General features: G+C 60.5%; 16 protein-coding genes and 1 rRNA gene. 15 read left to right on the top strand and 2 right to left on the bottom strand.

Annotation, left to right across the window (positions count from 1 at the left end):
* The 7 genes from rrf to BMY54_RS29185 all read left to right on the top strand — a co-directional run.
* A 5S ribosomal RNA gene (gene rrf, locus BMY54_RS29215) occupies nucleotides 1-88 on the top strand; the annotation flags it as partial.
* 154 nt (nucleotides 89-242) lie between these two features.
* Nucleotides 243-3,695: an exodeoxyribonuclease V subunit gamma gene (gene recC, locus BMY54_RS29210; protein WP_093442400.1), complete on the top strand. Its 3,453-nt coding sequence runs from the start codon at nucleotides 243-245 to the stop codon at nucleotides 3,693-3,695.
* Nucleotides 3,692-7,381 (top strand): exodeoxyribonuclease V subunit beta, encoded by a 3,690-nt coding sequence (gene recB / locus BMY54_RS29205; RefSeq protein ID WP_093442395.1) that lies wholly within the window; start codon nucleotides 3,692-3,694, stop codon nucleotides 7,379-7,381. The genes recC and recB overlap by 4 nt, the downstream gene beginning before the upstream one ends.
* Nucleotides 7,378-9,486 carry an exodeoxyribonuclease V subunit alpha gene (gene recD / locus BMY54_RS29200; protein ID WP_093442390.1) on the top strand — a complete coding sequence of 703 codons (2,109 nt, stop codon included), beginning with the start codon at nucleotides 7,378-7,380 and terminating at the stop codon, nucleotides 9,484-9,486. Before recB ends, recD begins: the two co-directional genes overlap by 4 nt.
* A 119-nt stretch (nucleotides 9,487-9,605) precedes the next feature.
* Entirely contained in the window at nucleotides 9,606-10,181 is a 576-nt protein-coding gene (locus BMY54_RS29195; protein ID WP_093442386.1) for a regulatory sequestration protein YfiR, read from the top strand.
* Nucleotides 10,178-11,446, top strand: coding sequence for a diguanylate cyclase DgcN/YfiN (locus BMY54_RS29190; protein WP_093442383.1), 1,269 nt, complete (start codon nucleotides 10,178-10,180; stop codon nucleotides 11,444-11,446). Before BMY54_RS29195 ends, BMY54_RS29190 begins: the two co-directional genes overlap by 4 nt.
* A gap of 47 nt (nucleotides 11,447-11,493) precedes the next feature.
* Nucleotides 11,494-11,946 (top strand): outer membrane lipoprotein YfiB, encoded by a 453-nt coding sequence (locus BMY54_RS29185; RefSeq protein WP_093442412.1) that lies wholly within the window; start codon nucleotides 11,494-11,496, stop codon nucleotides 11,944-11,946.
* Here BMY54_RS29185 and BMY54_RS29180 read toward each other — a convergent pair.
* Nucleotides 11,943-12,890, bottom strand: coding sequence for a LysR family transcriptional regulator (locus BMY54_RS29180; RefSeq protein WP_093442376.1), 948 nt, complete (start codon nucleotides 12,888-12,890; stop codon nucleotides 11,943-11,945). The two genes, BMY54_RS29185 and BMY54_RS29180, sit on opposite strands and share 4 nt — an antisense overlap.
* 149 nt (nucleotides 12,891-13,039) lie before the next feature.
* On the opposite strand from BMY54_RS29180, the gene BMY54_RS29175 reads away from it, so the two are divergent.
* Together BMY54_RS29175 and mmsB are read left to right on the top strand one after the other, a co-directional pair.
* Nucleotides 13,040-14,566 carry a CoA-acylating methylmalonate-semialdehyde dehydrogenase gene (locus BMY54_RS29175; RefSeq protein WP_093442372.1) on the top strand — a complete coding sequence of 509 codons (1,527 nt, stop codon included), beginning with the start codon at nucleotides 13,040-13,042 and terminating at the stop codon, nucleotides 14,564-14,566.
* Between the two features lie 10 nt (nucleotides 14,567-14,576).
* Nucleotides 14,577-15,479 (top strand): 3-hydroxyisobutyrate dehydrogenase, encoded by a 903-nt coding sequence (gene mmsB, locus BMY54_RS29170; protein ID WP_093442369.1) that lies wholly within the window; start codon nucleotides 14,577-14,579, stop codon nucleotides 15,477-15,479.
* Nucleotides 15,480-15,642: 163 nt separating this feature from the next.
* Here mmsB and BMY54_RS29165 read toward each other — a convergent pair whose 3' ends face one another.
* Entirely contained in the window at nucleotides 15,643-15,987 is a 345-nt protein-coding gene (locus BMY54_RS29165; protein WP_003177747.1) for a cupin domain-containing protein, read from the bottom strand.
* A gap of 512 nt (nucleotides 15,988-16,499) precedes the next feature.
* Between BMY54_RS29165 and BMY54_RS29160 the strand changes: the two genes are divergently transcribed.
* The 6 genes from BMY54_RS29160 to BMY54_RS29135 are packed head-to-tail and all read left to right on the top strand — an operon-like array spanning nucleotide 16,500 to nucleotide 24,834.
* Entirely contained in the window at nucleotides 16,500-17,069 is a 570-nt protein-coding gene (locus tag BMY54_RS29160) for an acyl carrier protein (RefSeq protein WP_093442366.1), read from the top strand.
* Between the two features lie 8 nt (nucleotides 17,070-17,077).
* Nucleotides 17,078-18,352 (top strand): beta-ketoacyl-[acyl-carrier-protein] synthase family protein, encoded by a 1,275-nt coding sequence (locus tag BMY54_RS29155; RefSeq protein ID WP_093442363.1) that lies wholly within the window; start codon nucleotides 17,078-17,080, stop codon nucleotides 18,350-18,352.
* 1 nt (nucleotide 18,353) lies between these two features.
* Nucleotides 18,354-19,412 carry a beta-ketoacyl-[acyl-carrier-protein] synthase family protein gene (locus tag BMY54_RS29150; protein ID WP_093442360.1) on the top strand — a complete coding sequence of 353 codons (1,059 nt, stop codon included), beginning with the start codon at nucleotides 18,354-18,356 and terminating at the stop codon, nucleotides 19,410-19,412.
* Entirely contained in the window at nucleotides 19,409-20,704 is a 1,296-nt protein-coding gene (locus tag BMY54_RS29145; RefSeq protein WP_093442356.1) for a beta-ketoacyl-[acyl-carrier-protein] synthase family protein, read from the top strand. The genes BMY54_RS29150 and BMY54_RS29145 overlap by 4 nt, the downstream gene beginning before the upstream one ends.
* Entirely contained in the window at nucleotides 20,701-21,909 is a 1,209-nt protein-coding gene (locus BMY54_RS29140) for a beta-ketoacyl synthase N-terminal-like domain-containing protein (RefSeq protein ID WP_093442353.1), read from the top strand. The genes BMY54_RS29145 and BMY54_RS29140 overlap by 4 nt, the downstream gene beginning before the upstream one ends.
* A gap of 54 nt (nucleotides 21,910-21,963) precedes the next feature.
* Nucleotides 21,964-24,834, top strand: a complete 2,871-nt coding sequence (locus BMY54_RS29135; protein ID WP_093442350.1) for an aminotransferase class III-fold pyridoxal phosphate-dependent enzyme — start codon at nucleotides 21,964-21,966, stop codon at nucleotides 24,832-24,834.
* Nucleotides 24,835-24,840 lie beyond the last annotated feature (6 nt).

Below are 24,840 nucleotides of genomic sequence, written 5' to 3'. Positions count from 1 at the left end.
CTGATCCCATCCCGAACTCAGCAGTGAAACGATGCATCGCCGATGGTAGTGTGGGGTTTCCCCATGTGAGAGTAGGTCATCGTCAAGATTAAATTCCGAAACCCCAATTGCGAAAGCAGTTGGGGTTTTGTTTTGCCCGCAGGAAAGTTCGTACAGCATTCAAGGATGTCGTCCGGCTGTCATACCCTGTCGACAATGCTAAGGTTCTGCCCTGGCTTTTGTACTTCTCCAAGGAAACCCTTATGCCGGACGCCCAGTCCCTCAACGCTGCATTCATGGTGGTCCAGAGCAATAGTCTGGACGAACTGCGCAGCCTTGTGATCAGCATAATGCGGCGCTATCCACTGGCCCCGCTGGAAAACGAAATCGCTCTGGTGCAGAGCAACGGTATTGCCCAGTGGCTCAAATTGGCCTTGGCTGAAGATCCAGAGGACGACGATCTCGGAGGTTGCGGTATTGCTGCCGCGATAGATGTGCAACTGCCGGGCAGTTTCATGTGGCAGCTTTACCGTATGGTATTGGGTCGAGATGAAATTCCTCCCAAATCCCTGCTCGATAAGGCCCCGCTGACCTGGCGCCTTATGCGTCTGCTGCCACAGGTCATTGATCGCCCGCATTTCGAGCCGTTGCAACGCTTCCTTACCCATGACACCGACCTGCGCAAGCGCTATCAATTGTCCGAACGCTTGGCGGATCTGTTCGACCAATATCAGGTCTACCGGGCCGACTGGCTGGAAGACTGGGCCGAAGGCCGGCATCAATTACGCACGGTCAGAGGTGAAGTAAAACCACTGCCCCCGACCAGTTGCTGGCAGGCAGAACTGTGGCGCGCGCTGCTGGATGACGTAGGCGAACAGGGCATGGCGCAGAGTCGTGCTGGAGTCCATCAACGGTTTCTCGAACGCATCAATAACCTCAACGAAGCACCTGCGGGATTGCCTTCGCGAGTGATCGTTTTCGGGATTTCTTCGCTGCCAGCCCAAGTGCTTGAAGCGCTGGCCGGGCTCGCACGTTTCAGTCAGGTTCTGCTGTGTGTACACAACCCGTGCCGCCACCATTGGGCCGATATCGTCGCCGACAAGGATCTGCTGCGGCATCAATACAAACGGCAATCGCGCAAGACCGGAATGCCAGCAGTGCTGGATCCTGAAACACTGCATCAACACGCCCATCCACTGTTGGCTGCGTGGGGCAAACAGGGCCGGGACTACATCAACCTGCTCGACAGTTATGACGATCCCAATAGCTATCGGGCGGCTTTTCGCGACGGCCGCATAGACCTGTTCAGCGAAACTCAGCCGCACAATCTGCTCAATCAACTACAGGACGATATCCTGGAGTTGCGCCCACTCAATGAAACCCGTGAGCACTGGCCTGCTGTCGATCTGGCACAGGACGAGTCGATCCGCTTTCATATTGCCCACAGCGCTCAACGTGAAGTCGAAATACTGCATGACCAGCTCCTGGCACGCTTCAGTGCCAATCCGGATCTGCGTCCGCGCGATGTGATCGTCATGGTGCCTGACGTCGATAGCTATGCCCCGCATATCCGCGCGGTTTTTGGTCAGCTTGACCGGCATGATTCGCGGTTTATCCCCTTCACATTGGCGGACCAGGGACAACGTGGCCGTGATCCACTGCTGATCGCGGTCGAACACCTGCTCAAGCTTCCCGACAGTCGTTTCCCGGTCAGTGAAATTCTCGACCTGCTCGACGTTCCCGCACTCCGCGCTCGCTTTGGTGTAGAAGAGCGCGACCTGCCGACACTGCATCGCTGGATCGAAGGCGCGGGCGTGCGTTGGGGCATGAGTGCCGAGCAGCGAGCGGGTCTGGGTTTACCCGACGAGCTTGAGCAAAACAGTTGGCATTTCGGCCTGCGTCGCATGCTTCTGGGCTACGCCGTCGGCAGTGCCAATGCATGTGAAGGGATTGAACCCTACGATGAGATTGGCGGGCTCGACGCCGCACTGATCGGGCCGTTGGTGGCTCTGCTCGATGCGCTGGAACTCGCCCATCAACAGCTCACCCAACCCGCTCAACCCAAGGAGTGGGGATACCGTTTGCAGGCCCTGATGCAACTGTTCTTCAAGGCCAGTAACGAGCATGACGACTACTTGTTGACCCAACTCGAAGAGCTGCGCGAAACCTGGCTGGAAACCTGTGACGCCGTAGGTCTGGCGGATGAGCTACCACTGACCGTGGTTCGTGAAGCCTGGCTCGCCGGCCTGGACCAGGGGCGTTTGTCTCAGCGCTTTCTGGCTGGTGCCGTGAATTTTTGTACGCTGATGCCCATGCGTGCCATACCGTTCAAACTGGTCTGCCTGCTGGGAATGAACGACGGCGACTATCCACGCGCACAGCCGCCGCTGGACTTCGACCTCATGGGCAGCGACTACCGTCCGGGAGATCGCTCACGACGTGAAGATGACCGTTATCTTTTACTTGAGGCGCTTTTGTCGGCGCGCAATCAGCTGTACATCAGCTGGGTGGGACGCAGCATCCGCGATAACAGTGAGCGACCTGCCTCCGTGTTGATTGGCCAACTGCGCGATCACCTCGCCAGCGGTTGGCGATTGCTCGATGAAAACCGCGATCTGCTGAGTGCCATGACCCAAGAGCACCCGCTGCAGCCGTTCAGTGCGCGCTATTTTCATGAGGGCGATCAACTCTTCAGCTATGCCAGCGAATGGCAGGTTCTGCATCAACAGCATGAGTCTCAAAACGAAGCGCAGGTGCTGACGCCTTATGTACAAGATGAGCCGCTGAGCCTGGCGTTGTTGCAGGACTTTTTGCGCAACCCGGTCCGGCACTTTTTTACCCAACGTCTCAAGGTGTATTTCGAAGCGGCCGAAGCCCCCCTGGCCGATGAAGAGCCCTTCGTGCTGGACGCATTGCAGCGTTACACGCTCAGCGACAGCCTGCTCGAAGCTGCTCTCAGGCAACCGGACAATGTCGAACAGGCGCTGACTGCCCAGGCACGACGTCTGCAAAACAGCGGTCTGTTGCCAATGGCGGGGTTTGGCGAGTGCCTGCAGCGAGAGCTGATCGAACCTCTGCCGGATCTACTGCAGCGTTATCAGCAACTGCTGACACTGTGGCCGACCCCGTTGAGCAGTGCCACGCCGGTCAACCTTGAATTACAGGGCTTGCGACTCGAAGGCTGGCTCGCCGGTTTGCATCAGCGTGCTGACGGAGGCCTGTTGTCGGTCACGACCATTCCCAACAGCATTGGCTCGATAAAAAGCCGTAAATGGCATCGTCTGATCAAACCCTGGGTCAATCATCTGGTGGCCTGCGCCAGTGGACTTTCCCTGAGCACCGCATTGGTGGCCAGCGATGACACGCTGCTGCTTGAACCGATGGAGCCGGATCGAGCGGTACGTTTCCTCGGCGATTTGCTCCTCGCCTGGCAGGCCGGGATGCGTCAGCCACTGCCGATCGCGGTAAAAACTGCCTTCGCGTGGCTCGCTCAGAGCGACCCGCTGAAGGCCGAAGCGGCCGCGCGTAAAGCCTATGAAGGTGACGGGCAGACCAGCGAAGGCGAGCGCCGCGAGAGCCCTGCGTTGTCACGGCAATTTGCCGATTTTGACGCATTGCTTGCCGAAGAGACGTTCTCCGGTTGGTGTGACGCCTTGTATCGCCCGTTGTTTGAAGCGCCCTGGCGTTCGCTGTCCACCGAAGGGGCTCGCGCATGAGTACCAAGACACCCCTCGCACTGGCATTCCCGCTACAGGGCAGCCAGTTGATCGAAGCCAGTGCCGGTACCGGTAAAACCTTTACCATTTCGGCTTTGTATCTGCGGCTTATCCTCGGGCATGGTGACGAGGCGTGTGGATTCGGCCGAGAATTGTTGCCACCACAGATTCTGGTGGTGACCTTCACCGATGCCGCGACCAAGGAACTGCGCGAACGCATACGCACGCGTCTGGCTGAGGCCGCGCGATTCTTTCGTGACGAAACGCCTGCGCCCGACGCGCTGATCGCCGAATTGCGTGATCAATTCGACTCCCCACAATGGCCCGGTTGCGCCAACCGCCTCGATGTCGCCGCGCAATGGATGGACGAGGCAGCTGTCTCGACGATCCACAGTTGGTGTCAGCGCATGCTGCGTGAGCATGCGTTCGACAGCGGCAGCTTGTTCACCCAATCCCTGGAAACCGATCACAGCGAGTTGCTCGGCGAAGTGCTGCGCGATTACTGGCGGCTGTTCTGTTACCCGATGCAGGGCGATGCCTTGAATTGGGTTCGCAGCAATTGGGGTGGGCCGGCGGCGTTGTTGCCTCGCGTGCGCGGCCTGTTCGCCAGCGAGCGTGACAGCGACGAGGGCAAGGCGCCTGCGGAGCTGATCGATGAATGTCTGCAAGAACGCCGTGCCGCGCTGATCGAGCTGAAAATGCCATGGCGTCAGTGGGCAGACGAATTGCTCGCCATCTGTCATCAAGGTGTTGCGAGCAAAACTGTCGACGGTCGCAAGATGCAGGCGCGTTACTTCGAACCGTGGTTCGAAAAGCTCAAGGCATGGGCCGAAGATGAGTCCCTGGAGCAACTGGATATCGGCACCGGTTTCACCCGACTGACTCCCGACGGGATGGCCGAAGCGTGGAAAGGCCAAGCTCCCAGTCACCCCGGCCTGGACGCGATGCCGAAGCTCAAGTCGAGTCTCGATGCATTGCCCACTCCTGATGCCGCTGTGCTGCAGCATGCCGCCAAATGGGTAGGCGCGCGCTTTGAAGAAGAGAAGCGGCGTCGCGCCGAGATGGGCTTCGACGACATGTTGTTGCGCCTGGATGCCGCTCTGCAATCCGACGGAGGCGAACGTCTTGCGACGTTGATTCGCGAGCAGTTCCCGGTCGCGCTGATCGATGAGTTTCAGGACACCGACCCGGTGCAGTACCGAATCTTCGAAAGTATCTATCGCATCGAAGACAACAGTCCTGAGACCGGCCTGTTCCTGATTGGTGATCCGAAGCAGGCGATCTACGCTTTCCGTGGTGCAGACATCTATACCTACCTGCGCGCGCGTCAGGCCACCACTGGCCGGCTGCATACGCTGGGCACCAACTTCCGTTCCAGCCACGGCATGGTCAACGCGGTCAATCATGTTTTCGCACGCGCCGAGTCCCGAGAGCAGGGCCGCGGAGCGTTTTTGTTCCGCGAGAAAAACGGCGACAACCCGGTGCCGTTCCTCCCCGTCGAATCTCAAGGTCGCAAGGAACAGCTGCAAGTTGCCGGGCAAGCTGTCGCGGCGTTGAATGTCTGGCACTTGTCCACCGACCAGCCACTGTCAGGTGCGGTCTATCGTCAGCAGTTGGCGGCAGCGTGCGCCAGCGAAATCACCTCGCTGCTCAATGGTGGGCAAAACGCTAGCGCAGGGTTTATTCAGGACGGCAAAGACTTCAGAGGCCTGAGGCCGTCCGACATCGCGATTCTCGTGCGCGATGGTAAAGAGGCCCAGGCCGTACGTGGAGAACTCGCCGCCCGTGGCGTGCGCAGCGTTTATCTGTCGGACAAGGATTCGGTATTCGCGGCACAAGAAGCCCACGATTTGTTGTCCTGGCTCAAGGCCTGTGCCGAGCCGGATGTCGAACGCTCCCTGAAAGCGGCATTGGCTTGCATCACCCTGAACCTGCCATTGGCCGAACTGGAACGTCTGAACCAGGACGAACTGGTCTGGGAAACCCGGGTCATGCAGTTTCGTGGCTATCGCGAGCTATGGCGCAAGCAAGGCGTGCTGCCGATGTTGCGCCGCCTGCTGCACGACTTCCATCTGCCGCAAACCTTGATGACGCGCACCGATGGCGAGCGTGTCCTGACCAACCTTTTGCACCTGTCGGAATTGATGCAGCAAGCAGCAGCGGAGCTGGACGGTGAACAAGCGCTGATTCGCCATCTGGCTGAACTGCTGGCAGTGTCTGGCCAGGCCGGCGAAGAGCAGATTCTGCGTCTGGAAAGTGATGAGCAATTGGTCAAGGTCGTGACCATCCACAAGTCCAAAGGCCTGGAATATCCATTGGTGTTCTTGCCGTTCATTTGTTCGGCAAAACCCGTGGATGGCAGTCGCCTGCCACTGCATTACCACGATGCAGAGGGCAAGGCTCAGATGAGTTTGAAACCAACTGCCGAGTTGGTAGCGCAAGCGGACGATGAGCGTCTGGCCGAAGACTTGCGCTTGCTCTACGTTGCGTTGACTCGCGCACAACATGCCTGCTGGTTGGGCGTGACGGATCTCAAACGGGGCAATAACAACAGCTCGGTGCTGCACCTCTCGGCGCTGGGTTATCTGCTTGGTGGTGGCGCATCGCTTGGCGAGTCCAGCGAACTGAAACGCTGGCTGCAAGATCTGCAACAGGATTGCCCGGCTATCCATATCGATGAAATGCCCCAACCCACTGACGAGCATTACCAGCCGCCACGCAATGACGCCGTGCTGAGTGCCACACTGTTGCCCAAGCGCAAGGCCAGCGAAAACTGGTGGATCGCCTCCTACAGCGCTCTGCGCATCAGCGACGTGTTGAGTGGCGGCAGCGATGAAGCACCGGACAGCCCGCAAGCGCAAAAGCTGTTTGATGACGAACGCCTCGACCCCGATGCTCCACGGGAAATCATTGCCGGCGGTGCCGATATTCACCGCTTTCCGCGCGGCCCCAATCCCGGAACGTTTCTCCACGGTTTGCTGGAATGGGCCGGAGATGACGGCTTTGCCGTTTCCCGCGAGGCGCTGGAGGATGCGATTGCCCGACGCTGCAACCTGCGCGGTTGGGAGGGTTGGATCACCACCTTGAGTGACTGGTTGCAGCATTTGCTCAAATCGCCACTGCCGATTGCCGGCGGGCAGCCACCGGTTGTACTCGAACAACTGAAGCAGTATCGGGTCGAGATGGAGTTCTGGTTCGCCAGTCATAAAGTCGATGTAGTCAAACTCGACGAACTGGTGCGTCAGCACACGCACAGGGGCGTGGCCCGCGTGGCAGCCGAACCGGTGCAACTCAACGGCATGTTCAAAGGCTTCATCGACCTGACCTTTGAACACGATGGCCGTTATTACGTGGCGGACTACAAATCCAACTGGCTAGGTGTGGATGATCAGGCCTACACCGAGCAGGCCATGGAACAGTCAATCCTCGACAACCGCTATGACCTGCAATACGTGTTGTACCTGCTGGCGTTGCATCGCCAGCTCAAGGCGCGGCTGCCTGATTACGATTACGACCGACATGTCGGCGGCGCGTTGTATCTGTTCCTGCGTGGCACGCGTGCTGACAGTCGTGGTGTGTATTTCGCCCGTCCACCCCGTGAACTGATCGAGCGTCTCGACCGTATGTTTCAAGGAAAACCTGAACCCAAGTCCGAACCCGCCTGGGAACAGGGAGTCCTGCTATGAGCCGCACCTTTGCCGATTTGCTCCCCACGCCGTTGGCAGCCGACAGCCTGTCGAGGCTTTCGCCGCTGACTCGCGCCGATGACCTGTTGATATTGCTGACTCGTTGGGTCGAGCGTGGTTGGTTACGTGCGCTGGACAAAGCGTTCGTCGCGTTCCTGCACGAACTTGAGCGTGATACGGATCCGCTGGTGCTGCTGGCTGCCGCCCTGACCAGCCATCAACTGGGCCACGGTCATGTCTGTCTTGATCTGTACGAAACCCTGAAGGCTCCTGACTTCGCGCTGTCGCTGCCCCCCGAAGGCGACGTGCAAGGCGGTGTGCTGTTGCTGCCGTCGCAATTGCTTGAGGCGCTCGACGGTGCTCACTGGTGCAAGGTTTTGGCCGGCAGCTCTTTGGTCGCACTGGCGGCGGATTCCAGCGATTTCGCACAGCAATGTCCGCTGGTCTTGTCGGGCAAACGTCTGTATCTGCGACGCTACTGGACCTACGAACGGCGCATTGATACGGCGTTGCGCGAGCGCCTGCAGCAAGTCGAACCAACACCGGACGATCTGCCGCAGCGCTTGAACGAACTGTTCGGATCAGCGAGAACGGGTGAGGTGATCGACTGGCAGAAACTCGCCTGCGCCATTGCGACTCGTGGTGCCTTCAGCATCGTCACCGGGGGGCCGGGGACCGGCAAAACCACCACGGTCGTACGTTTGCTGGCCCTGCTGCAAGCACCGGCAGTCGCTACCGGTCATCCGCTGCGGATTCGTCTGGCGGCACCGACAGGCAAAGCCGCGGCGCGGTTGACCGAGTCCATCAGCCAGCAGGTGCAGTCGTTGAAAGTCACCGAAGAGGTGCGGGCGAAGATTCCTTGTGACGTCACCACCGTGCATCGCCTGCTGGGCAGCCGTCCCGGCACCCGCCATTTCCGCCACCACGCCGGCAATCGCTTGCCACTGGATGTGCTGGTGGTCGACGAAGCCTCGATGATCGACCTGGAAATGATGGCCAATCTGCTCGATGCCTTGCCACCCCATGCACGCCTGGTTCTGTTGGGCGACAAGGACCAACTGGCCTCTGTGGAGGCCGGCGCTGTGCTGGGGGATTTGTGCCGTGACGCCGAGGGTGGCTGGTACAGCCCGCAGACCCGACAGTGGCTGGAGTCGGTCAGCGGTGAGTCGTTGCAGGGCAGCGGCTTGCATGAAGACGTCGAAGGCGCTCACCCGCTGGCGCAGCAGGTGGTCATGCTGCGTCACTCCCGGCGCTTCGGCGAGGGCAGCGGGATCGGTCAGCTCGCGCGTCGGGTCAATCAACAGTTGCCGGATGAAGCGCGTCAGTTGCTCACCGCCGGACACTATGACGACGTGTATTCGTTGCCGCTTAAGGGCGAACAGGATCACAAGCTGGAGCGCCTGCTGCTGGAAGGGCACGGCGACGGCCCGCAGGGTTACCGCCATTATCTGAGTGTGCTGCGTGATCAGCGTCCACCCTCGGGCCGGCCCCTCGAACATCCGGACTGGGTCGTTTGGGCCCGCGAAGTCTTGCAAGCTTTCGACACTTTCCAGTTGCTGTGCGCCGTGCGCAAAGGGCCATGGGGTGTCGAAGGCCTGAATCAACGCATCACCGCCGCATTGCTCAAAGCACGTCTGATTGAAAACGATCAGCAATGGTACGAAGGCCGTCCGGTTCTGATGACTCGTAACGATTACGGTCTGGGCTTGATGAACGGCGACATCGGGATCGCCCTCAAGCTGCCCGAGCGCGAAGGGCCGGACGCGGGAAAACCGGTATTGCGCGTGGCGTTCCCGCGCAACGACGGCCAGGGCGGCGTGCGCTTTGTACTGCCCAGCCGCCTGAACGACGTTGAAACCGTCTACGCCATGACGGTACACAAGTCCCAGGGCTCGGAGTTTGCCCACACGGCGCTGATCCTGCCGGATGCCTTGAACCCGGTGCTGACCAAAGAATTGATCTACACCGGTATCACCCGCGCCAAGCACTGGTTCACCCTGATCGAATCCCGCCCGGGGGTGTTCGAGGAAGCAGTGCAGCGCAAGGTCAAACGCCTGAGTGGGCTGATGCTGGAACTGGAAGAGGGCGCCGTGCCTCGGGGGTGAAAATCCAGACGATTGACGGCGATTACTGACCGACCGGTCAGGGGTCGCTGTCTCGCTGGCGTTCCAGTGCTGTGCTATCGTTGCGGCATCATTTCGCTACGATCCAAGAGAATCCCTGCATGAAGGTGTCTGTCTGGGCGACAGAGCGCGTAGTTGTCTGCAAGCACGCGTTGCTTGTCGGTCTGCTCTGGTTGTTGACGGGGGCGGCTGTCGCACAGTCGCAAGCGCCGACGGGCATGGCCGAACAACGGGCCAAATCTGTCACTCAGGTTGTTCTTGGCATTCTCAGCTACGCGCGCTGGCCGGTGGAACCGGCGCAATTGCGCTTGTGCATCGTCGGCCCCACCGAATACACCGATGATCTGGTCAAAGGCACCACTCAAGCCACCGGCCGGCCGGTGACCGTACGTCGCCTGCTGGCCGACAACCCGGCCATCGTCAGCGACTGCGATGCGGTGTACATCGGCAAACTCACGGTGGATGAACGCGCTCGCTTGTTCGCTTCACTGATCGGTCATCCGGTGCTGAGCATCAGCGAAGGCGGCGATCAGTGCACGGTCGGCAGTCTGTTCTGTCTACGCGTTGGCGATGAACAGGTGTCTTTCGAGGTCAACCTCGACTCTGTTGCCCGCAGCGGCGTGCGTATTCATCCAAGCGTGCTGCAATTGTCGCGTCGCAAACCGGCGGCGCCATGAAACTGTTCCGAGCGGAAAAACGCCCGACGTTGGGGTCGGTCATCGGCCGAGGGCATTTGATTGTTGCGCTGGTGGGCGTGGCGATGGCCAGTGTTTCGCTGACATTGCTCGGTGTATTGGCGTTACGGGTTTACGCCGACCATAACCTGCACTTGATCGCCCGTTCGATCAGCTACACCGTGGAAGCTGCGGTGGTGTTCAACGACAAGACGGCCGCCAACGAATCGCTGGCGCTGATTGCTTCCGCCGAAGAGGTCGCTGATGCCCAGGTGCTGGACAGCCAGGGACAACTGCTCGCGCATTGGCAGCGACCGGAAAACGGCTTGTTCTCCGAGCTGGAAATGCAGATCACCCGCGCCGTCCTGGAAAAACCCATCAGCCTGCCGATCGAGCATCAGGACCGTGAAATTGGTCGCGTATTGCTCACTGGTCATGGCGGTAGCCTGATGCGCTTTCTGCTCAGTGGTCTGGCGGGGATCATCCTCTGTACCGCGATCAGCGCCTGGGTCGCGCTCTACCTGGCGCGGCGCCAGTTACGCGGCATCACCGGCCCCCTGCGCAGCCTGGCCGCCGTGGCGCACGCCGCACGCAGTGAACGCGCGCTGGACCGCCGCGTGCCGCCGGCGCAGATCGCCGAACTCGACAACCTCGGCAATGACTTCAACGCCTTGCTCGACGAACTGGAGTCGTGGCAAACCCATCTGCAAAACGAAAATGAAACCCTCGCTCACCAAGCCAGTCACGACAGCCTGACCGGTTTGCCAAACCGCGCCTTTTTCGAAGGGCGGTTGATCCGCGCGTTGCGCAATGCCGGCAAACACGATGAGCGCGTGGCCGTGTTGTTTCTCGACAGTGACCGTTTCAAAGGCATCAACGACAACTTCGGCCACGCCGCCGGTGATGCGGTGTTGGTGGCCGTGGCCAACCGCGTCCGTGCGCAATTGCGCGAAGAGGATCTGGTGGCGCGTCTGGGCGGTGACGAGTTCGCGGTTCTGCTCACGCCGCTGCACAAGGTCGAAGATGCCGAGCGGATTGCCGACAAGATCCTCGCCAGCATGGACATGCCCATCGCGTTGCCGGGCGACACCAGTGTGGTGACCTCGCTCAGTATCGGCATTGCGGTTTTTCCCGATCATGGTGCCACGCCGGGGGCCTTGCTCGATGCCGCCGATGCGGCGATGTATCAAGCCAAGCGCCTGTCGCGCGGCGCCCAATTCACGGCCGGGGCGGAGCACCCGGTCGATTCCGTGCAAACCAGGAGCTGACTCTCGTGTCCACACTGACCATTCGATCTTTTTACGCTGTGCTGTTGATGGCCGTACTGGCCCTGACCGGTTGCCAGACAGCGCCGCAAAAAGGCCTGACCCCGGCGCAAGTTGCGGTCCTCAAACAACAGGGCTTTGAACTGACTGACGAGGGCTGGGAGTTTGGCCTGTCCGGCAAAGTGCTGTTTGGCAGCGACGTCGAAAGCCTGAACACGCAAAGCACCGAGATCGTTGAACGCATCGGCAAGGCATTGCTGGGCGTCGGTATCGAGCGCGTGCGCGTCGATGGTCACACCGATGCATCGGGCAAGGAAACCTACAACCAGCAACTGTCCCTGCGCCGTGCGAAAAGTGTCGCCAACGTCCTGCGCACAGTCGGCATGAAGGACGATAACATCCAGCTGCAGGGCCTGGGCAGCAAAGAGCCGGTGGCGTCCAACGATACGGCAGCGGGTCGCACGGAAAACCGCCGGGTCTCGATTGTGGTCAGCGCCGACTAATCGGCGAACTGCATGTCGCGGGTTTGCCCCATCAGCAGGCCCTGATTACGCTCAGTCACCTCACGGATGTAATCCCACAACAGGGTGATCCGTTTCAACTTGCGCAGATCCTCCCGGCAGTACATCCAGAACTGCCGGGTGATGTCGATGTCCTTCGGCAATACCGGCAGCAGGCGCGGATCCTGTGCGGCGAGGAAGCACGGCAGAATCGCCAGAGAACGCCCCTGCTGCGCCGCGACGAACTGCGCGATCACGCTGGTGCTGCGCAAATGCGCGCTGGCGCCCGGCAACACGTTCGCCAGGTACAGCAGCTCCGAGCTGAACGCCAGGTCATCCACATAACTGATGAATTGATGCTTGCCCAAGTCTGCCGGGCGGCGGATCGGTGGATGTTTGTCGAGATATTCCTGAGTCGCGTAGAGCTGCAAACGGTAGTCGCAGAGTTTGCAGCACACGTAGGGACCATGCTCCGGGCGTTCCAGAGCAATGACGATATCGGCCTCGCGCTTGGACAGGCTGATGAAGTGCGGCAGTGGCAGGATGTCCACCGAGATCGCCGGGTAGGCGTCGACGAAATGGCTCAGCTGCGGCGTGATGAAAAAGCTGCCGAAGCCCTCCGTGCAGCCCATGCGCACATGCCCGGACAACGCCACCCCGGAACCTGATACCTGCTCGCAGGCCATGTGCAATGTGCTTTCAATCGACTCGGCATAACCGAGCAAGCGCTGGCCTTCGCTGGTCAGGACGAAGCCGCTGGTCCGCGACTTTTCAAACAACAGCGTGCCGAGTGCCGCTTCCAGCGAACTGATCCGCCGCGACACCGTGGTGTAGTCGACAGCCAGCCGTTTGGCAGCAGTGCTGGCCTTGCGGGTGCGGGCGACTTCGAGGAAAAACTTGAGATCGTCCCAGTTCAGCGAACCGAGGGAGGTGATGTTTTTTTGCATGATGGACGGGCTTATATGTGCGTTCTTATTAGAAGTTTGCACATCTATACTCCAAAAACAGTCCGACAACCAATTCGTGACACACGCCTCATCTCAAGGCGAACCCTTCGCCTTGGCTCCTACGATAAAAACAAGTTTCGGAGACCAGCATGAACGCATCGCTTACGCCCAACGACACCACGCTGCAGAAGGTCAAACTGCTGATCGACGGCGAGTGGGTCGAGTCGCAGACCACCGAATGGCACGACATCGTCAACCCGGCCACCCAACAGGTGCTGGCCAAAGTGCCGTTTGCCACCGCCGCTGAAGTCGATGCCGCCGTCAGCGCCGCCCAGCGTGCTTTCCAGACCTGGAAACTGACTCCGATCGGCGCGCGCATGCGCATCATGCTCAAGCTGCAAGCGCTGATCCGCGAGCACTCCAAACGTATTGCCGTCGTCCTGAGTGCCGAGCAGGGCAAAACCATTGCCGACGCCGAGGGCGATATTTTCCGTGGTCTGGAAGTGGTCGAGCACGCGTGCTCTATCGGCAGCCTGCAAATGGGCGAGTTCGCTGAAAACGTCGCCGGCGGCGTCGATACCTACACCCTGCGTCAGCCAATCGGCGTGTGTGCCGGCATCACCCCGTTCAACTTCCCGGCAATGATTCCGCTGTGGATGTTCCCGATGGCCATCGCTTGCGGCAACACTTTCGTTTTGAAGCCTTCGGAGCAGGATCCGCTGTCGACCATGTTGCTGGTGGAGTTGGCCATTGAGGCCGGCGTTCCGGCGGGCGTGTTGAACGTGGTTCATGGTGGTAAAGATGTGGTCGATGGCCTGTGCACGCACAAGGACATCAAAGCGGTGTCCTTCGTCGGTTCGACCGCTGTCGGCACTCACGTTTACGACTTGGCCGGCAAGCACGGCAAACGCGTGCAATCGATGATGGGCGCGAAGAACCACGCCGTGGTGCTGGCCGATGCCAATCGCGAGCAGGCGCTGAATGCGCTGGTCGGCGCCGGTTTCGGTGCCGCCGGGCAACGTTGCATGGCCACCTCGGTGGTGGTGCTGGTCGGCGCGGCGAAACAATGGCTGCCAGATTTGAAAGTGCTGGCGCAGAAACTCACCGTCAACGCCGGTAATGAGCCGGGCACCGACGTCGGCCCGGTGATCTCGAAGAAAGCCAAGGCGCGAATTCTCGACCTGATCGAAAGCGGCATCAAGGAAGGCGCCAAGCTGGAACTGGACGGCCGCGACATCAAGGTGCCGGGCTACGAGCAAGGCAACTTTGTTGGCCCGACCCTGTTCTCGGGCGTGACCACCGACATGCAGATCTACACCCAGGAAATCTTCGGCCCGGTACTGGTGGTGCTGGAAGTCGACACCCTTGATCAGGCGATTGCGCTGGTCAACGCCAACCCGTTCGGCAATGGCACTGGCCTGTTCACCCAGAGCGGTGCGGCGGCGCGTAAATTCCAGACGGAAATCGACGTCGGCCAGGTCGGCATCAACATCCCTATCCCCGTGCCGGTACCGTTCTTCAGCTTCACCGGTTCGCGCGGTTCGAAACTCGGCGACCTCGGTCCGTACGGCAAACAAGTGGTGCAGTTCTACACGCAGACCAAAACGGTCACGGCGCGCTGGTTCGATGACGACAGCGTCAACGACGGCGTGAACACCACCATCAACCTGCGCTGAGGAATCGACCATGAAAATCGCATTTATCGGTCTGGGCAACATGGGCGCACCGATGGCGCGCAATCTGATCAAGGCTGGCCACTCGCTGAGTCTGGTCGATCTGAACAAAACCGTGCTGGCTGAGCTGGAGCAACTGGGCGGCAGCATTCGTGCCTCGGCCCGCGAAGCCGCTGAGGATGCTGAACTGGTGATCACCATGCTACCGGCGGCGGTGCATGTGCGCAGTGTCTGGCTCGGTGAGGACGGTGTGCTGGCTGGCATCCGCCAAGGTGTGCCCGCGGTGGATTGCAGCACCATTGATCCGCAGACTGCCCGCGATGTAGCGGCCGCTGCCGCGAAACAAGGCGTGGCCATGGCCGATGCGCCGGTGTCCGGTGGCACCGGTGGCGCGACGGCGGGGACGCTGACCTTCATGGTCGGCGCCACCCCGCAACTGTTCGCCACCCTGCAACCGGTGCTGGCGCAAATGGGCCGCAACATTGTGCATTGCGGCGAAGTCGGCACCGGGCAGATCGCCAAGATCTGCAACAACCTGCTACTGGCGATCTCGATGGTCGGTGTCAGCGAAGCGATGGCGCTGGGCGATGCGTTGGGCATCGACACCTCGGTGCTGGCCGGGATCATCAACAGCTCGACCGGGCGTTGCTGGAGTTCGGAGATGTACAACCCGTGGCCGGGCATCGTCGAAACGGCGCCGGCCTCGCGTGGTTATACCGGTGGGTTCGGTGCGGAACTGATGCTCAAGGATCTGGGGCTGGCGACCGAAGCGGCGCGTCAGGCGCACCAACCGGTGGTGCTCGGCGCGGTAGCGCAGCAGTTGTATCAGGCGATGAGTCAGCGCGGTGACGGCGGGAAAGACTTCTCGGCGATCATCAACAGCTATCGCAAGCCTGCAATTGAAGGGCAGCGCTGAACAAACTGTGGGAGCGAGCCTGCTCGCGATGACGGCGGTTGCTTCAACAAGGAAGTGACTGACGGTCCGCTTTCGCGAGCAGGCTCGCTCCCACAGGGGATTTGCGTATATCAGACATTGTTTGCCGGGAAATCACGTCGGGTGATCTCCCGGCTTTTTTGCATCAGGCGAACACGAAATATTTACGCACGGTCTCGACCACTTCCCACGTGCCTTTCATCCCCGGCTCAACCACGAAAATATCGCCGGCGCGCAGATGAATCGGCGCCATGCCGTCCGGAGTAATCACGCAGTAGCCTTCCTGGAAATGGCAGTACTCCCACTTCACATAATCGACGCGCCATTTGCCCGGTGTGCAGATCCATGTGCCCATGATCTTGCTGCCGTCTTCGCTGGTGTAGGCGTTGAGGTTGACGGTGTGCGGGTCGCCTTCGAGTTTTTCCCATTTGCAGGCATCGAGTACCGGCAGCGGATGAGTGTCGCGTAGAACGGTGATAGGGGCGGTCATGTGTCGGCTCCAGACAAGGCGATCAAACGGAAGCTGCACCCTATAGCGCCGTGCCTTGGCCCAGATGTCTGTGCTCGACATGCAGATATCCAGAAACGCTGCCAGGTTTTACGAATGGAGACGTAAACCTTCCAGCAAAATCAATTAACGGCAGTATTGATCTAAAACAAAGGCTATGAAGTTATAACTATTTTACTTGTCTGGTTTTTACTTTTAGTACGTCTGTTCCGTTGCGTCCTTAGTTGCTTTCGATAGTCAACCTGCCTGATACCGCGGGCGCCCCACCATACCCCGTCTTTGTTAAGTAAATAAGTCGCTCACCGCAACAAGGAGGTGCGGTTTCAGTGGGGGTTTGCAGACTTTTTTCGAGTTGTAAAAAAACCTTGAATAGTTCGTTGACTCTCCCCTTAAGGGCAGAGTTTAGATTCCCGCCGCGTGAGAAGTTGCTGTGGGAAAAGTTACTTTTCATAAGTCGAATTCATGAAGTAGTCACGACATATAGGGAGATAGAAATGAACAATCCATTGGACTTGGAACATGTCGTTGCCAGCACTCGCGAAATCCTCGCACAGCTGTTGGTGATGGATGCGATTGACATCGAAGAAAACAGCAGCATCGTCGAAGACCTCGGTGCCGACTCGCTGGACATCGTCGACCTGAGCTTCCAGCTGGGCCGCCAATATGGCTGCACACTGCCGAAAACCAGCGTGCTTGACCATGCGGTGGCGGTTTGCGGGGATGCCAGCGAGTTTCTCGCCAACGGTCGCATTACCGAAAGTGGCAAGCACCTGCTTGAGCAAAGCCTCAGCGCCTACACCCCGGATCAACTGAAGGCAGGCATGCAACCGGCTCAGGTCTTCGCGGCGACCACCGTGCGTAACTGGGCCAACCAGTGCCGCAATCTTTTCAACTATCTGCCGGCAGCGTGCCCGGATTGCAACGCTCACCAAGCGGTTCTGAACGAGCGCCAACAAGTGGTCTGCGGCGCGTGCAGTGCACGTCTGGTGCCGGCGGATGGCGATGAAGTGTCGCGTCAATTGGTTGAGCAGTTTGTCACCACTCACACCAAAGAAGCGGTGTAGGAGTTCTCATGCGGGCACGAGAAGTCTATGTGAGCGGGTTCGGTCTGGTGGCGCCCATGGCGCTGGACGCTGCCACGTTGTTCGAGCGGATTTGCCGGAAGCAATCCTGTGTCCGCGAACATCCTCGGTTCAAGGCGCTGGGATTCAACAACAGCGCCGCCGGTTTTATCGACGATACGCAGTGGCAGCGCATCGGGGCCGGTTTCGGTGGCAACGCGGCGCTGCACCCACGGCAAAGTGTGCTGGCCGAATACGTTGCCCGACAGGCGCTGGAGCATGCCGGTCTGACACCGGCAGACTTTGCCCACAGTCGCAGCGGTCTGTTTCTGGGCGCCAACAAGTACTGTGCCGACAGCCACGACCTGCAGCGGCTCAGCCGGTGCATGGATGAGGCCGGACGCGTCGACCTCGACCGTCTGCTGGACAGTCCGGCAGCGTCCAGCGCGACTTTCACCCGGCGGGTCGATCAACAGACGCAGCACCTGGCCGATCGGCTCGGCATCCGCGATCACATCTCGACCCATTCCGATGCCTGTGCCGCCGGCACCATGGCCATCGGCAGTGCTTACCGGGCGATCGAGCGCGGAGAGATCGATCTGGCTATCTGCGGCGCCGTCGAACTGATGGCCAACGAACTGCCTTATTACATGTTCAACAGCCTCGGCGCGCTCTGTCAGGCCGACTTGCCGGCGAGCGAACAAAGCCGCCCGTTTATGCCTGACCGTAGCGGTTTTGTCCTCAGCGAAGGCTCGGCGATGGTCATTCTCGAATCTGCTGAACACGCACAGCGGCGCAAGGCTGCGCCCCTGGGCCGGGTGTTGGGGTACGCAAATGTCTGCGAGGCACAGAAAATGACCTCCAGCAGCCGCGATGGCAGTAAATACGAGGAATGCATGGAAGCAGCAATCGAAGATGCCGGGCTGCTGCGCAGCGCCGTGCAACACGTCAACACCCACGGGACCTCCACGCAGGCCAATGACAGTTGTGAAGCGTTGGCGTTGCAGCGTCTGTTCGGCGGCTGCCAGGACTTCATGACCTTCACCGCCAACAAGTCCGCCATCGGGCATTCCCTGGCAGGCAGTGGCGCGATCGAAGCGGTGCTGTCGCTGATGAGCCTGCGTGACGGTGTGCTGTTGCCCACCCTGAATTACGACCCCGAGCGTGCCGAATATCCTTCGCTGAAGTTCTTGAGCGAGCCGGTGCGACAGCCGATCAGCGTGGTGATGTCTAACTCGTTCGGCTTTGGCGGCATCAACAGCTCGCTGGTTCTGGGGAGGGCATGACATGAACCGAGCCATCTACCTGAATGCCGCTGCGGTGCTGAATGTGGCGGGCAGTGAATGTGCTGACTTGCTCGGCACACCCTGCGCGGCGCAACCGCTGGCCTTTGACGCACAGCGTCAGGCGTTTGCCTTGCCGACGCCGCGACTGGCCAGTGATCTGTTTGATCGCAAGATCCAGCGCAGCGTCGAACCGCAGGGCTTACGGCTGTTGCATTGCGCCGCACGGCTGGCGCCAGCGCTGGCGGCGCTGCAATTGCCCGCTTCACGCATTGCCCTGACAGCGGCCATTCCTGAAGTCGACGCGCCGAGTCCTTGCTGGGATGCGGTGCAGGCGATCATCGAACAGCCGCAAAAACACCTGGCGCAGTTATTGGCCAACACACCGCCCCTGCATGCGCTGACCCTGCTCAACAGCAGCGTCATGGCCTATGTGGCTGAAGCATTGAATTGCCATGGGCCAATGGGTGGATTTTGTTCTCAGGACAACGCCGGGCTGGATGCGCTGATCGAAGCTTGCCAGCAGATTGGCGAGCGACATGCCGACGCCGCGTTGGTGGTCAGCAGCAGCCCGAACCTGACCCCAGCCCTGTATCTGCGCGAGCCCGATCAGGCGAACGAAGCGATTTTCGGTGAGGGCGCCGCCGCGCTGTTGCTGGCGTCGACACCGCCGCCGGGTGCGGCACACGCCGTGCGCATTGCCGGATTTGCGCGCGGTTACAGCAACGATCCGCAACGCTCTGTGGCGGTGGGTCGGCGCGTCATCGATCAGGTCCTGAGCGTCGAAAAACTGCGGGTCGGCGACGTCGAGCATATCGTCGGCAATTGCGCTGACGGGCAAGTGATGAAGTTGCTCGAAGCTTTCCCGCGCGAGATTCGCAGCACTCGCGCCATGACCGGCGAACTGGGCGCCAGCGGCTTGCTGACAGAGGCCGCACTGACTTTGCATCTCAGCGGTGATACGGCGGCGGCACCGGGTTACACGCTGCTCGTCAGCCACACTCGCGCCGGTCACTGGGGCGCATTGCTGTTGGCCAGTGAAACCATGGAGAAGCACGCATGAGTGCGACACGGATTGTGATCACCGGCATGGGTGCCGTCACCGGTTTCGGTTTCGAATGGCAGACCCTCTGGGAAAAAATGCTCGGCGCCGAACATTGCGTGCGGGCATGGCAGCCGGACGACTTGCAAGAGGCGTCGTTCGCGGTGCGTTATGCAGCGCCTGTCGACATGCGCCTGTTGCCGGAAAAACTGCAAAGCCATCCGGCCTGGACGATGCCGCTGGAAAAGCGCAGTCGGTTTGGCTGGGTGGCTGCCACGCAGGCAGTCGGTGACAGCGGCTTGCAGCCCGAACAGTTGCGGGGCGCGGCGGTGCTGTGTGCCTCGGGAGCACCGCAGCACATGCTCGCCGACATGCTGCTGACCGAAGCCCCGAATGGTGGCACCCCGAGCTGGTCGTACCTGATGCCACGGGCCGGGCAAGTGAATGCCGATGGCTCACTGCGCCAGAGCAACGATCGTCTGGCGCGGGTAATCGCCGACGACCTGGGCTGTGAAGGACCGGTGATCAATATCAGCAGTGCCTGTGCCGGTGCTTCACAAGCCATTGGCAATGCCTTCCAGATGATTCGTCGCGGAGAAGTCAGCGTTGCGCTGGCGGGTGGCGCCGACTCGGTGCTCAACCTCGACACCATGGCCGCGTTGTATCTACTCGGCGCCGCGTCGGGCGAGCAGCGCTGGGGCGCGGATCTGTGCCGTCCGTTCGATCGTGACCGCAGCGGTCTGATTGCCGGCGAGGGCGGTGGTTTTGTCGTGCTGGAAAGCCTCGAACATGCCTTGGCCCGTGGCGCCACGCCGTATGCCGAGGTATTGGGTTTCGGCAGCAGTCTGGATGCCTACAAAGTCACCGCACCGCAACCGCAAGGACGCGGCGCGGCACTGGCTATGCAGGCCGCTCTGGACGACGCCGGTTTGCGCGCGCAGCAGATTGATCTGATCAACGCCCACGGCACTTCGACACCGCTCAATGACGTGGCCGAGACCCTGGCGATCAAAAGCGTGTTCGCCGAGCACAAGCATTATCGAACCCTGGCCGTCAGCGCCAACAAATCACAGTTCGGTCACCTGATCGCGGCCGCTGGCGCCCCTGAATGCATCGTCACCGCGTTGGCCTGCCTCAACGATCTGGTCACGCCAACGGTGAACCTGCATGACGCTGACGAACAGTGCGATCTGGATTACTGCGCCGGGCAAGCCGTCAGCCGCCGAGTGGATTACGCGTTGAGCAATTCCTTTGGTTTCGGTGGCCTCAATACCTCGCTGGCCCTTGGCAAATATCGGGAGCATGGAAAATGACTGACGCCACTGTACGTGTCGCGATCGCCGGCAGCGGTTGTGTATTGCCCACCGGCTGGGGCGTTGAGGGTTTCTGGGCGGCGGCCCGCGAAGGGCGCAGCGCAATCTCGCCCCTGAACTCGTCGCTGTTCCGCAGCGAGCGGGTGACTGCGTTCGGGCACATCGCTGATCGAGATCATCAACGTAGCCGTCAGGACGTTGCGCAAAACCTCCAGCGTTACTGCCCGCCGGCGGTGATCTGGGGCGTCAGTGCGGTGCGCCAGGCGTTGGCCGAGGCCGAGCTTGAACCGGGCCGCGACAACGTGCGTTTTGGTCTCTATTGCTGCCAGGGCGGTTACACCCATCCCTCGCTCGCGTCTTACGGTGAACTGCTGCACGAATGTCAGACCGAGAGCGGTGCCGACATGCAGCGTCTGGCCAAACGTGTGTTGCAGGAGCGCGCGCTCGATCCGTTTCTGGTGCTCAAGAGCCTGAGCAACGGTTTGCTCGGCGTCGTCAGTCTGGCCTTGAAGCTTGAGTGCGAATGCAACGCCTACATGCAAGGCGTGGCCGGCAATCTGGCGGCGCTGCGCGAAGCCTGCGCGGCGTTGCAGAGCGGTCGGATCGATGCGGCCATTGTGGTGGGCGCGGGTAGTGAACTGGATCCGCTGGCCCTCGCCGCACTGGCCGAGGCGGGGGTGATCAGCACCGACGGTTCGCCAAGCCTGCGTGCCTTTGATCGCCAGGGCCGTGGCGGCATTGCCGGCGAAGGTGCGGCGGCGCTGGTACTGCGCCGCGCCGATGATCTGCCGGCCGGGCCGCAAGCCTGCCTGACAGCACTGTTCGCCCATCCGCGTCTGGACTCGCTGAGCTTGCCGGACAAACAGGTGGATCTGCTGATCAGCAGCGCCACTGGCGATCCGCACAAGGATGCCGATCTGGCCCGCACGCTGGCGCGAACCGGCGCCGCGCACATCACCAGCAGCACGCCGCTGACCGGCATGCTCAGTGGTGCACCGAGCCTGGTTGACCTGATCTTTGCCCGGCTGGCTTTGCAGGCGCAGAGCATCCCGCCGGTCAGTGGCCTGGAGCAACCACTGGATGCGCATCTGCCGTTCGTTATCGGCGGGCCGCGCGATGCCGTGCTCCACGATTGCCTGGTCATCAACCGCGACGACAACGGTTTTAGCGCCGGTTACCAACTCGAATTTCACGCGGCTGACTGACCGTCGGCACGCAACGAAACGCAGCTGATTTTTTACTCAAGGGATAGAACTGTCATGGATTACCGCGATTACGTACGGCCGAAATTCGTTGAATTGATGCAGGCTCTGGGCCTCGAATGCCAGTTCCACAGAGCGCTGGGCAGCAAACTGTTTTACCGCGACCGCCAGGGCGATGAAGTGACCGTCACCGACTTCCTCGGCGGTTACGGCGCCGCGCTGTATGGCCACAACGATCCGCAATTTGTCGATCAGCTCGTCGACCTGCTGCGTGCCGATGTGCCGTTCAATGCGCAGATGTCGGTGCGCGGTGCGGCCGGTCAATTGGGGCGTGAGCTCAGTGAAGCGTTCAACCGTGAGCTGAACAACAGCGAACGCTATATTTCGACCTTCTCCAACAGTGGCGCCGAGTCGGTGGAGATCGCCGTCAAGCACGCCGAATACCGTCGTCAGAAAAACCTGCAGAAGCAATTCGACGAGCGTGATTTCGCCCTCGCCAATCTGGTTGCCAGCGACAAGGCTTACGTCGAACTGGACATCGACGATCTCGATTTGCCCGCCGGCCTGCTGCCGCAGAATCTATCCTGCGTCACCGTGCGCCAAGTGGCCGAAGCTGTGCGTCAGCACAACCTGGCGCAGTTGCATGTCGAGCCGGTGTTCCTCGCTGTGCGCGGCAGCTTCCACGGCAAACTGGTGAACACCGTTCAGTTGACCTATGGCAAGCAGTACCGCAAGCCGTTCGCCCGTTTCGGCCTCAACGTCGAGTTCATCGACCCGCAGCAACCCCAGCAATTGCAAGAGCTGCCGGCCCGTCATATCCGTCATTGGCTGAGCCTGGAATGGAGCGGCGAAACCCTGCAGGTGCGCCGTGAAGCGTTCAGTGCGATCACCGCCGTATTACTTGAGCCGATTCAGGGCGAGGGCGGCATCAACGAGTTTGCCAATGAGTTTTATCTGGGCCTGCGGCGTCTGTGCAACGAGCAGCAATGCCCGCTGATCATCGACGAAGTGCAATCGGGTTTCGGCCGCACCGGCACCTTGCTTGGCGCCAGCCATTTCAACTTGCAGGGTGATTACTACTGCCTGTCGAAAGCGCTCGGCGGTGGCCTGATGAAAATCGCCGCGACGGTGATTCGCGCCAGCCACTACGAAAACGATTTCAGCTACATCCACAGTTCGACCTTTGCCGAAGATGACGCGTCCTGCCATATCGCCCTGTCGGCCTTGCGCCGTCTGTTCGAGAACGACAGCGCGATGCTCAAGGACGTGAACAAGAAGGGCGAGTACCTCAAGGCTTCGCTGCTGGAACTCAAAGCAGCGTACCCGGACGTCATCGCCGACGTGCGTGGGCGCGGCTTGCTGCTGGGCTTCGAACTGCACGACCTGACCGGCACCAGTTCACTGGTTCAGGCCTCGGCGCAGTACAACGATGCGCTGGGCTACATCATCGCCGGTTACCTGCTGCAATTCGAATCCCTGCGCGTGGCGCCGTCGGGCAGCAACGCCAATGTGATTCGTCTGGAACCGCCGGTGTGCATCACCTTCGAAGAAATCGACGGCTTGATCGGTTCTTTGCAGAAAGTCTGCGACATGCTGCGCCGCCGCGATGCCTTCCCGCTGGCCGCCGGGGTGTGCGCCGACAGCATCGCTGATGTACCGGCGCGTGAGGTCAGCTTCAAGGAGGCCGAAACCCGCCCAAAGTCTGATGAGAACGTGCGCGTGGTGGCCCGCGTGGCGTTCATCAACCATTTGATTGATTCGGACATGCTCAGCGACGTCGATCCTTCACTGTCGACCCTGAGCGCTGAACAGAAACGCGAGTTCATCAAACGCATGGCCCCCGAGCGCCGTGCCGCGCCAATCGGCCCGGTACAGATTCGCTCGAAACTCGGCACCGCCGTGGAATTCACCCTGTATCCGCTGTGCATGGATTCCGATGCCATGGCGGCGTATATCGCTAGCGGTGATCTGCAAACCATCCGCGAAGAAGTTGGCAACCGCATCAAGGATGCCCGCGCCGATGGCTACACCGTCGCCGGGCTGGGCATGTACACCTCGATCGTCACCAACAACTGCCAAGCGCTGCAGATCCCTGACATGGCGCTGACTTCCGGCAATGCACTGACCATCGGCATGGGCCTTGAAGCCATCGAACAGGGCTGCAAGCAGCAAGGCCTTGAGCTGGGCGAGCAGACCGCTGCGGTGGTCGGTGCGGCGGGCAACATCGCCTCGACCTATGCCTCGTTGTTATCGACCAGTGTCGAGCACCTGATCCTCATCGGCAGCGGCCGCGACGGTTCCCTGCGTCGTCTGGAAAAAACCGCTCAACAGATTTATGCCGAAGCCGCTCGCGCGATCCTCAAGGGTGTCGCCGAACACGATCGCCTCGCCCGTCGCCTGCAGCAAATTGATGGAATCGATGCGCTGTTGCAGGCCCACGGCAGCAGTGCCGATCTGGGGCTGCGCGTAGCGAAACTGGTCGAAGAACGCTTGGGCGCGAACGCCTTCATCACCGTCAGCAACGATCTTGATGTGCTGAAACAGGCACGCATCGTGCTCTGCGCAGCGAACGCACCGCAGCCGTTTCTCTTTGCCGAACACTTCGCCGAAAACAGCGTGATCTGCGACATCGCCGTGCCGCTGAACGTTGACCAGAACCTCGCTAGCCAACGCTCCGACGTGCTCTACATGCACGGCGGCATCGTGCAGACGCCGCTGGGCGATGGCCTGGTGAAAAACGTTCGCGCCTATCTCAAACAGGGTCAGTTGTACGCGTGCATGGCCGAGTCGGTGCTGATGGGCCTGTCCGGGATGAAACAGCACTACTCCTACGGCGACATCAGCCGCGAGCAAGTGCAGCAGATTCGTGCACTGGCGGCGACTCATGGCTTCAGCCTCGCGCAGTTCAAAACCGACAACTCGCTTTAAGGAACG

It is taken from the genome of Pseudomonas sp. ok266 (assembly GCF_900110195.1).
Taxonomy (GTDB): domain Bacteria; phylum Pseudomonadota; class Gammaproteobacteria; order Pseudomonadales; family Pseudomonadaceae; genus Aquipseudomonas; species Aquipseudomonas neuropathica.
The sequence above is the reverse complement of the archived record's forward strand: the minus strand, read 5'-3'. Positions and strand labels throughout refer to the sequence as shown.

Bases quoted from the DNA above. Each gene is read 5' to 3' on its own strand.
- recC (WP_093442400.1), top strand. From the start codon at position 243: ATGCCGGACGCCCAGTCCCTCAACGCTGCATTCATGGTGGTCCAGAGC.
- recB (WP_093442395.1), top strand. From the start codon at position 3,692: ATGAGTACCAAGACACCCCTCGCACTGGCATTCCCGCTACAGGGCAGC.
- recD (WP_093442390.1), top strand. From the start codon at position 7,378: ATGAGCCGCACCTTTGCCGATTTGCTCCCCACGCCGTTGGCAGCCGAC.
- BMY54_RS29195 (WP_093442386.1), top strand. From the start codon at position 9,606: ATGAAGGTGTCTGTCTGGGCGACAGAGCGCGTAGTTGTCTGCAAGCAC.
- BMY54_RS29190 (WP_093442383.1), top strand. From the start codon at position 10,178: ATGAAACTGTTCCGAGCGGAAAAACGCCCGACGTTGGGGTCGGTCATC.
- BMY54_RS29185 (WP_093442412.1), top strand. From the start codon at position 11,494: ATGGCCGTACTGGCCCTGACCGGTTGCCAGACAGCGCCGCAAAAAGGC.
- BMY54_RS29180 (WP_093442376.1), bottom strand. From the start codon at position 12,890: ATGCAAAAAAACATCACCTCCCTCGGTTCGCTGAACTGGGACGATCTC.
- BMY54_RS29175 (WP_093442372.1), top strand. From the start codon at position 13,040: ATGAACGCATCGCTTACGCCCAACGACACCACGCTGCAGAAGGTCAAA.
- mmsB (WP_093442369.1), top strand. From the start codon at position 14,577: ATGAAAATCGCATTTATCGGTCTGGGCAACATGGGCGCACCGATGGCG.
- BMY54_RS29165 (WP_003177747.1), bottom strand. From the start codon at position 15,987: ATGACCGCCCCTATCACCGTTCTACGCGACACTCATCCGCTGCCGGTA.
- BMY54_RS29160 (WP_093442366.1), top strand. From the start codon at position 16,500: ATGAACAATCCATTGGACTTGGAACATGTCGTTGCCAGCACTCGCGAA.
- BMY54_RS29155 (WP_093442363.1), top strand. From the start codon at position 17,078: ATGCGGGCACGAGAAGTCTATGTGAGCGGGTTCGGTCTGGTGGCGCCC.
- BMY54_RS29150 (WP_093442360.1), top strand. From the start codon at position 18,354: ATGAACCGAGCCATCTACCTGAATGCCGCTGCGGTGCTGAATGTGGCG.
- BMY54_RS29145 (WP_093442356.1), top strand. From the start codon at position 19,409: ATGAGTGCGACACGGATTGTGATCACCGGCATGGGTGCCGTCACCGGT.
- BMY54_RS29140 (WP_093442353.1), top strand. From the start codon at position 20,701: ATGACTGACGCCACTGTACGTGTCGCGATCGCCGGCAGCGGTTGTGTA.
- BMY54_RS29135 (WP_093442350.1), top strand. From the start codon at position 21,964: ATGGATTACCGCGATTACGTACGGCCGAAATTCGTTGAATTGATGCAG.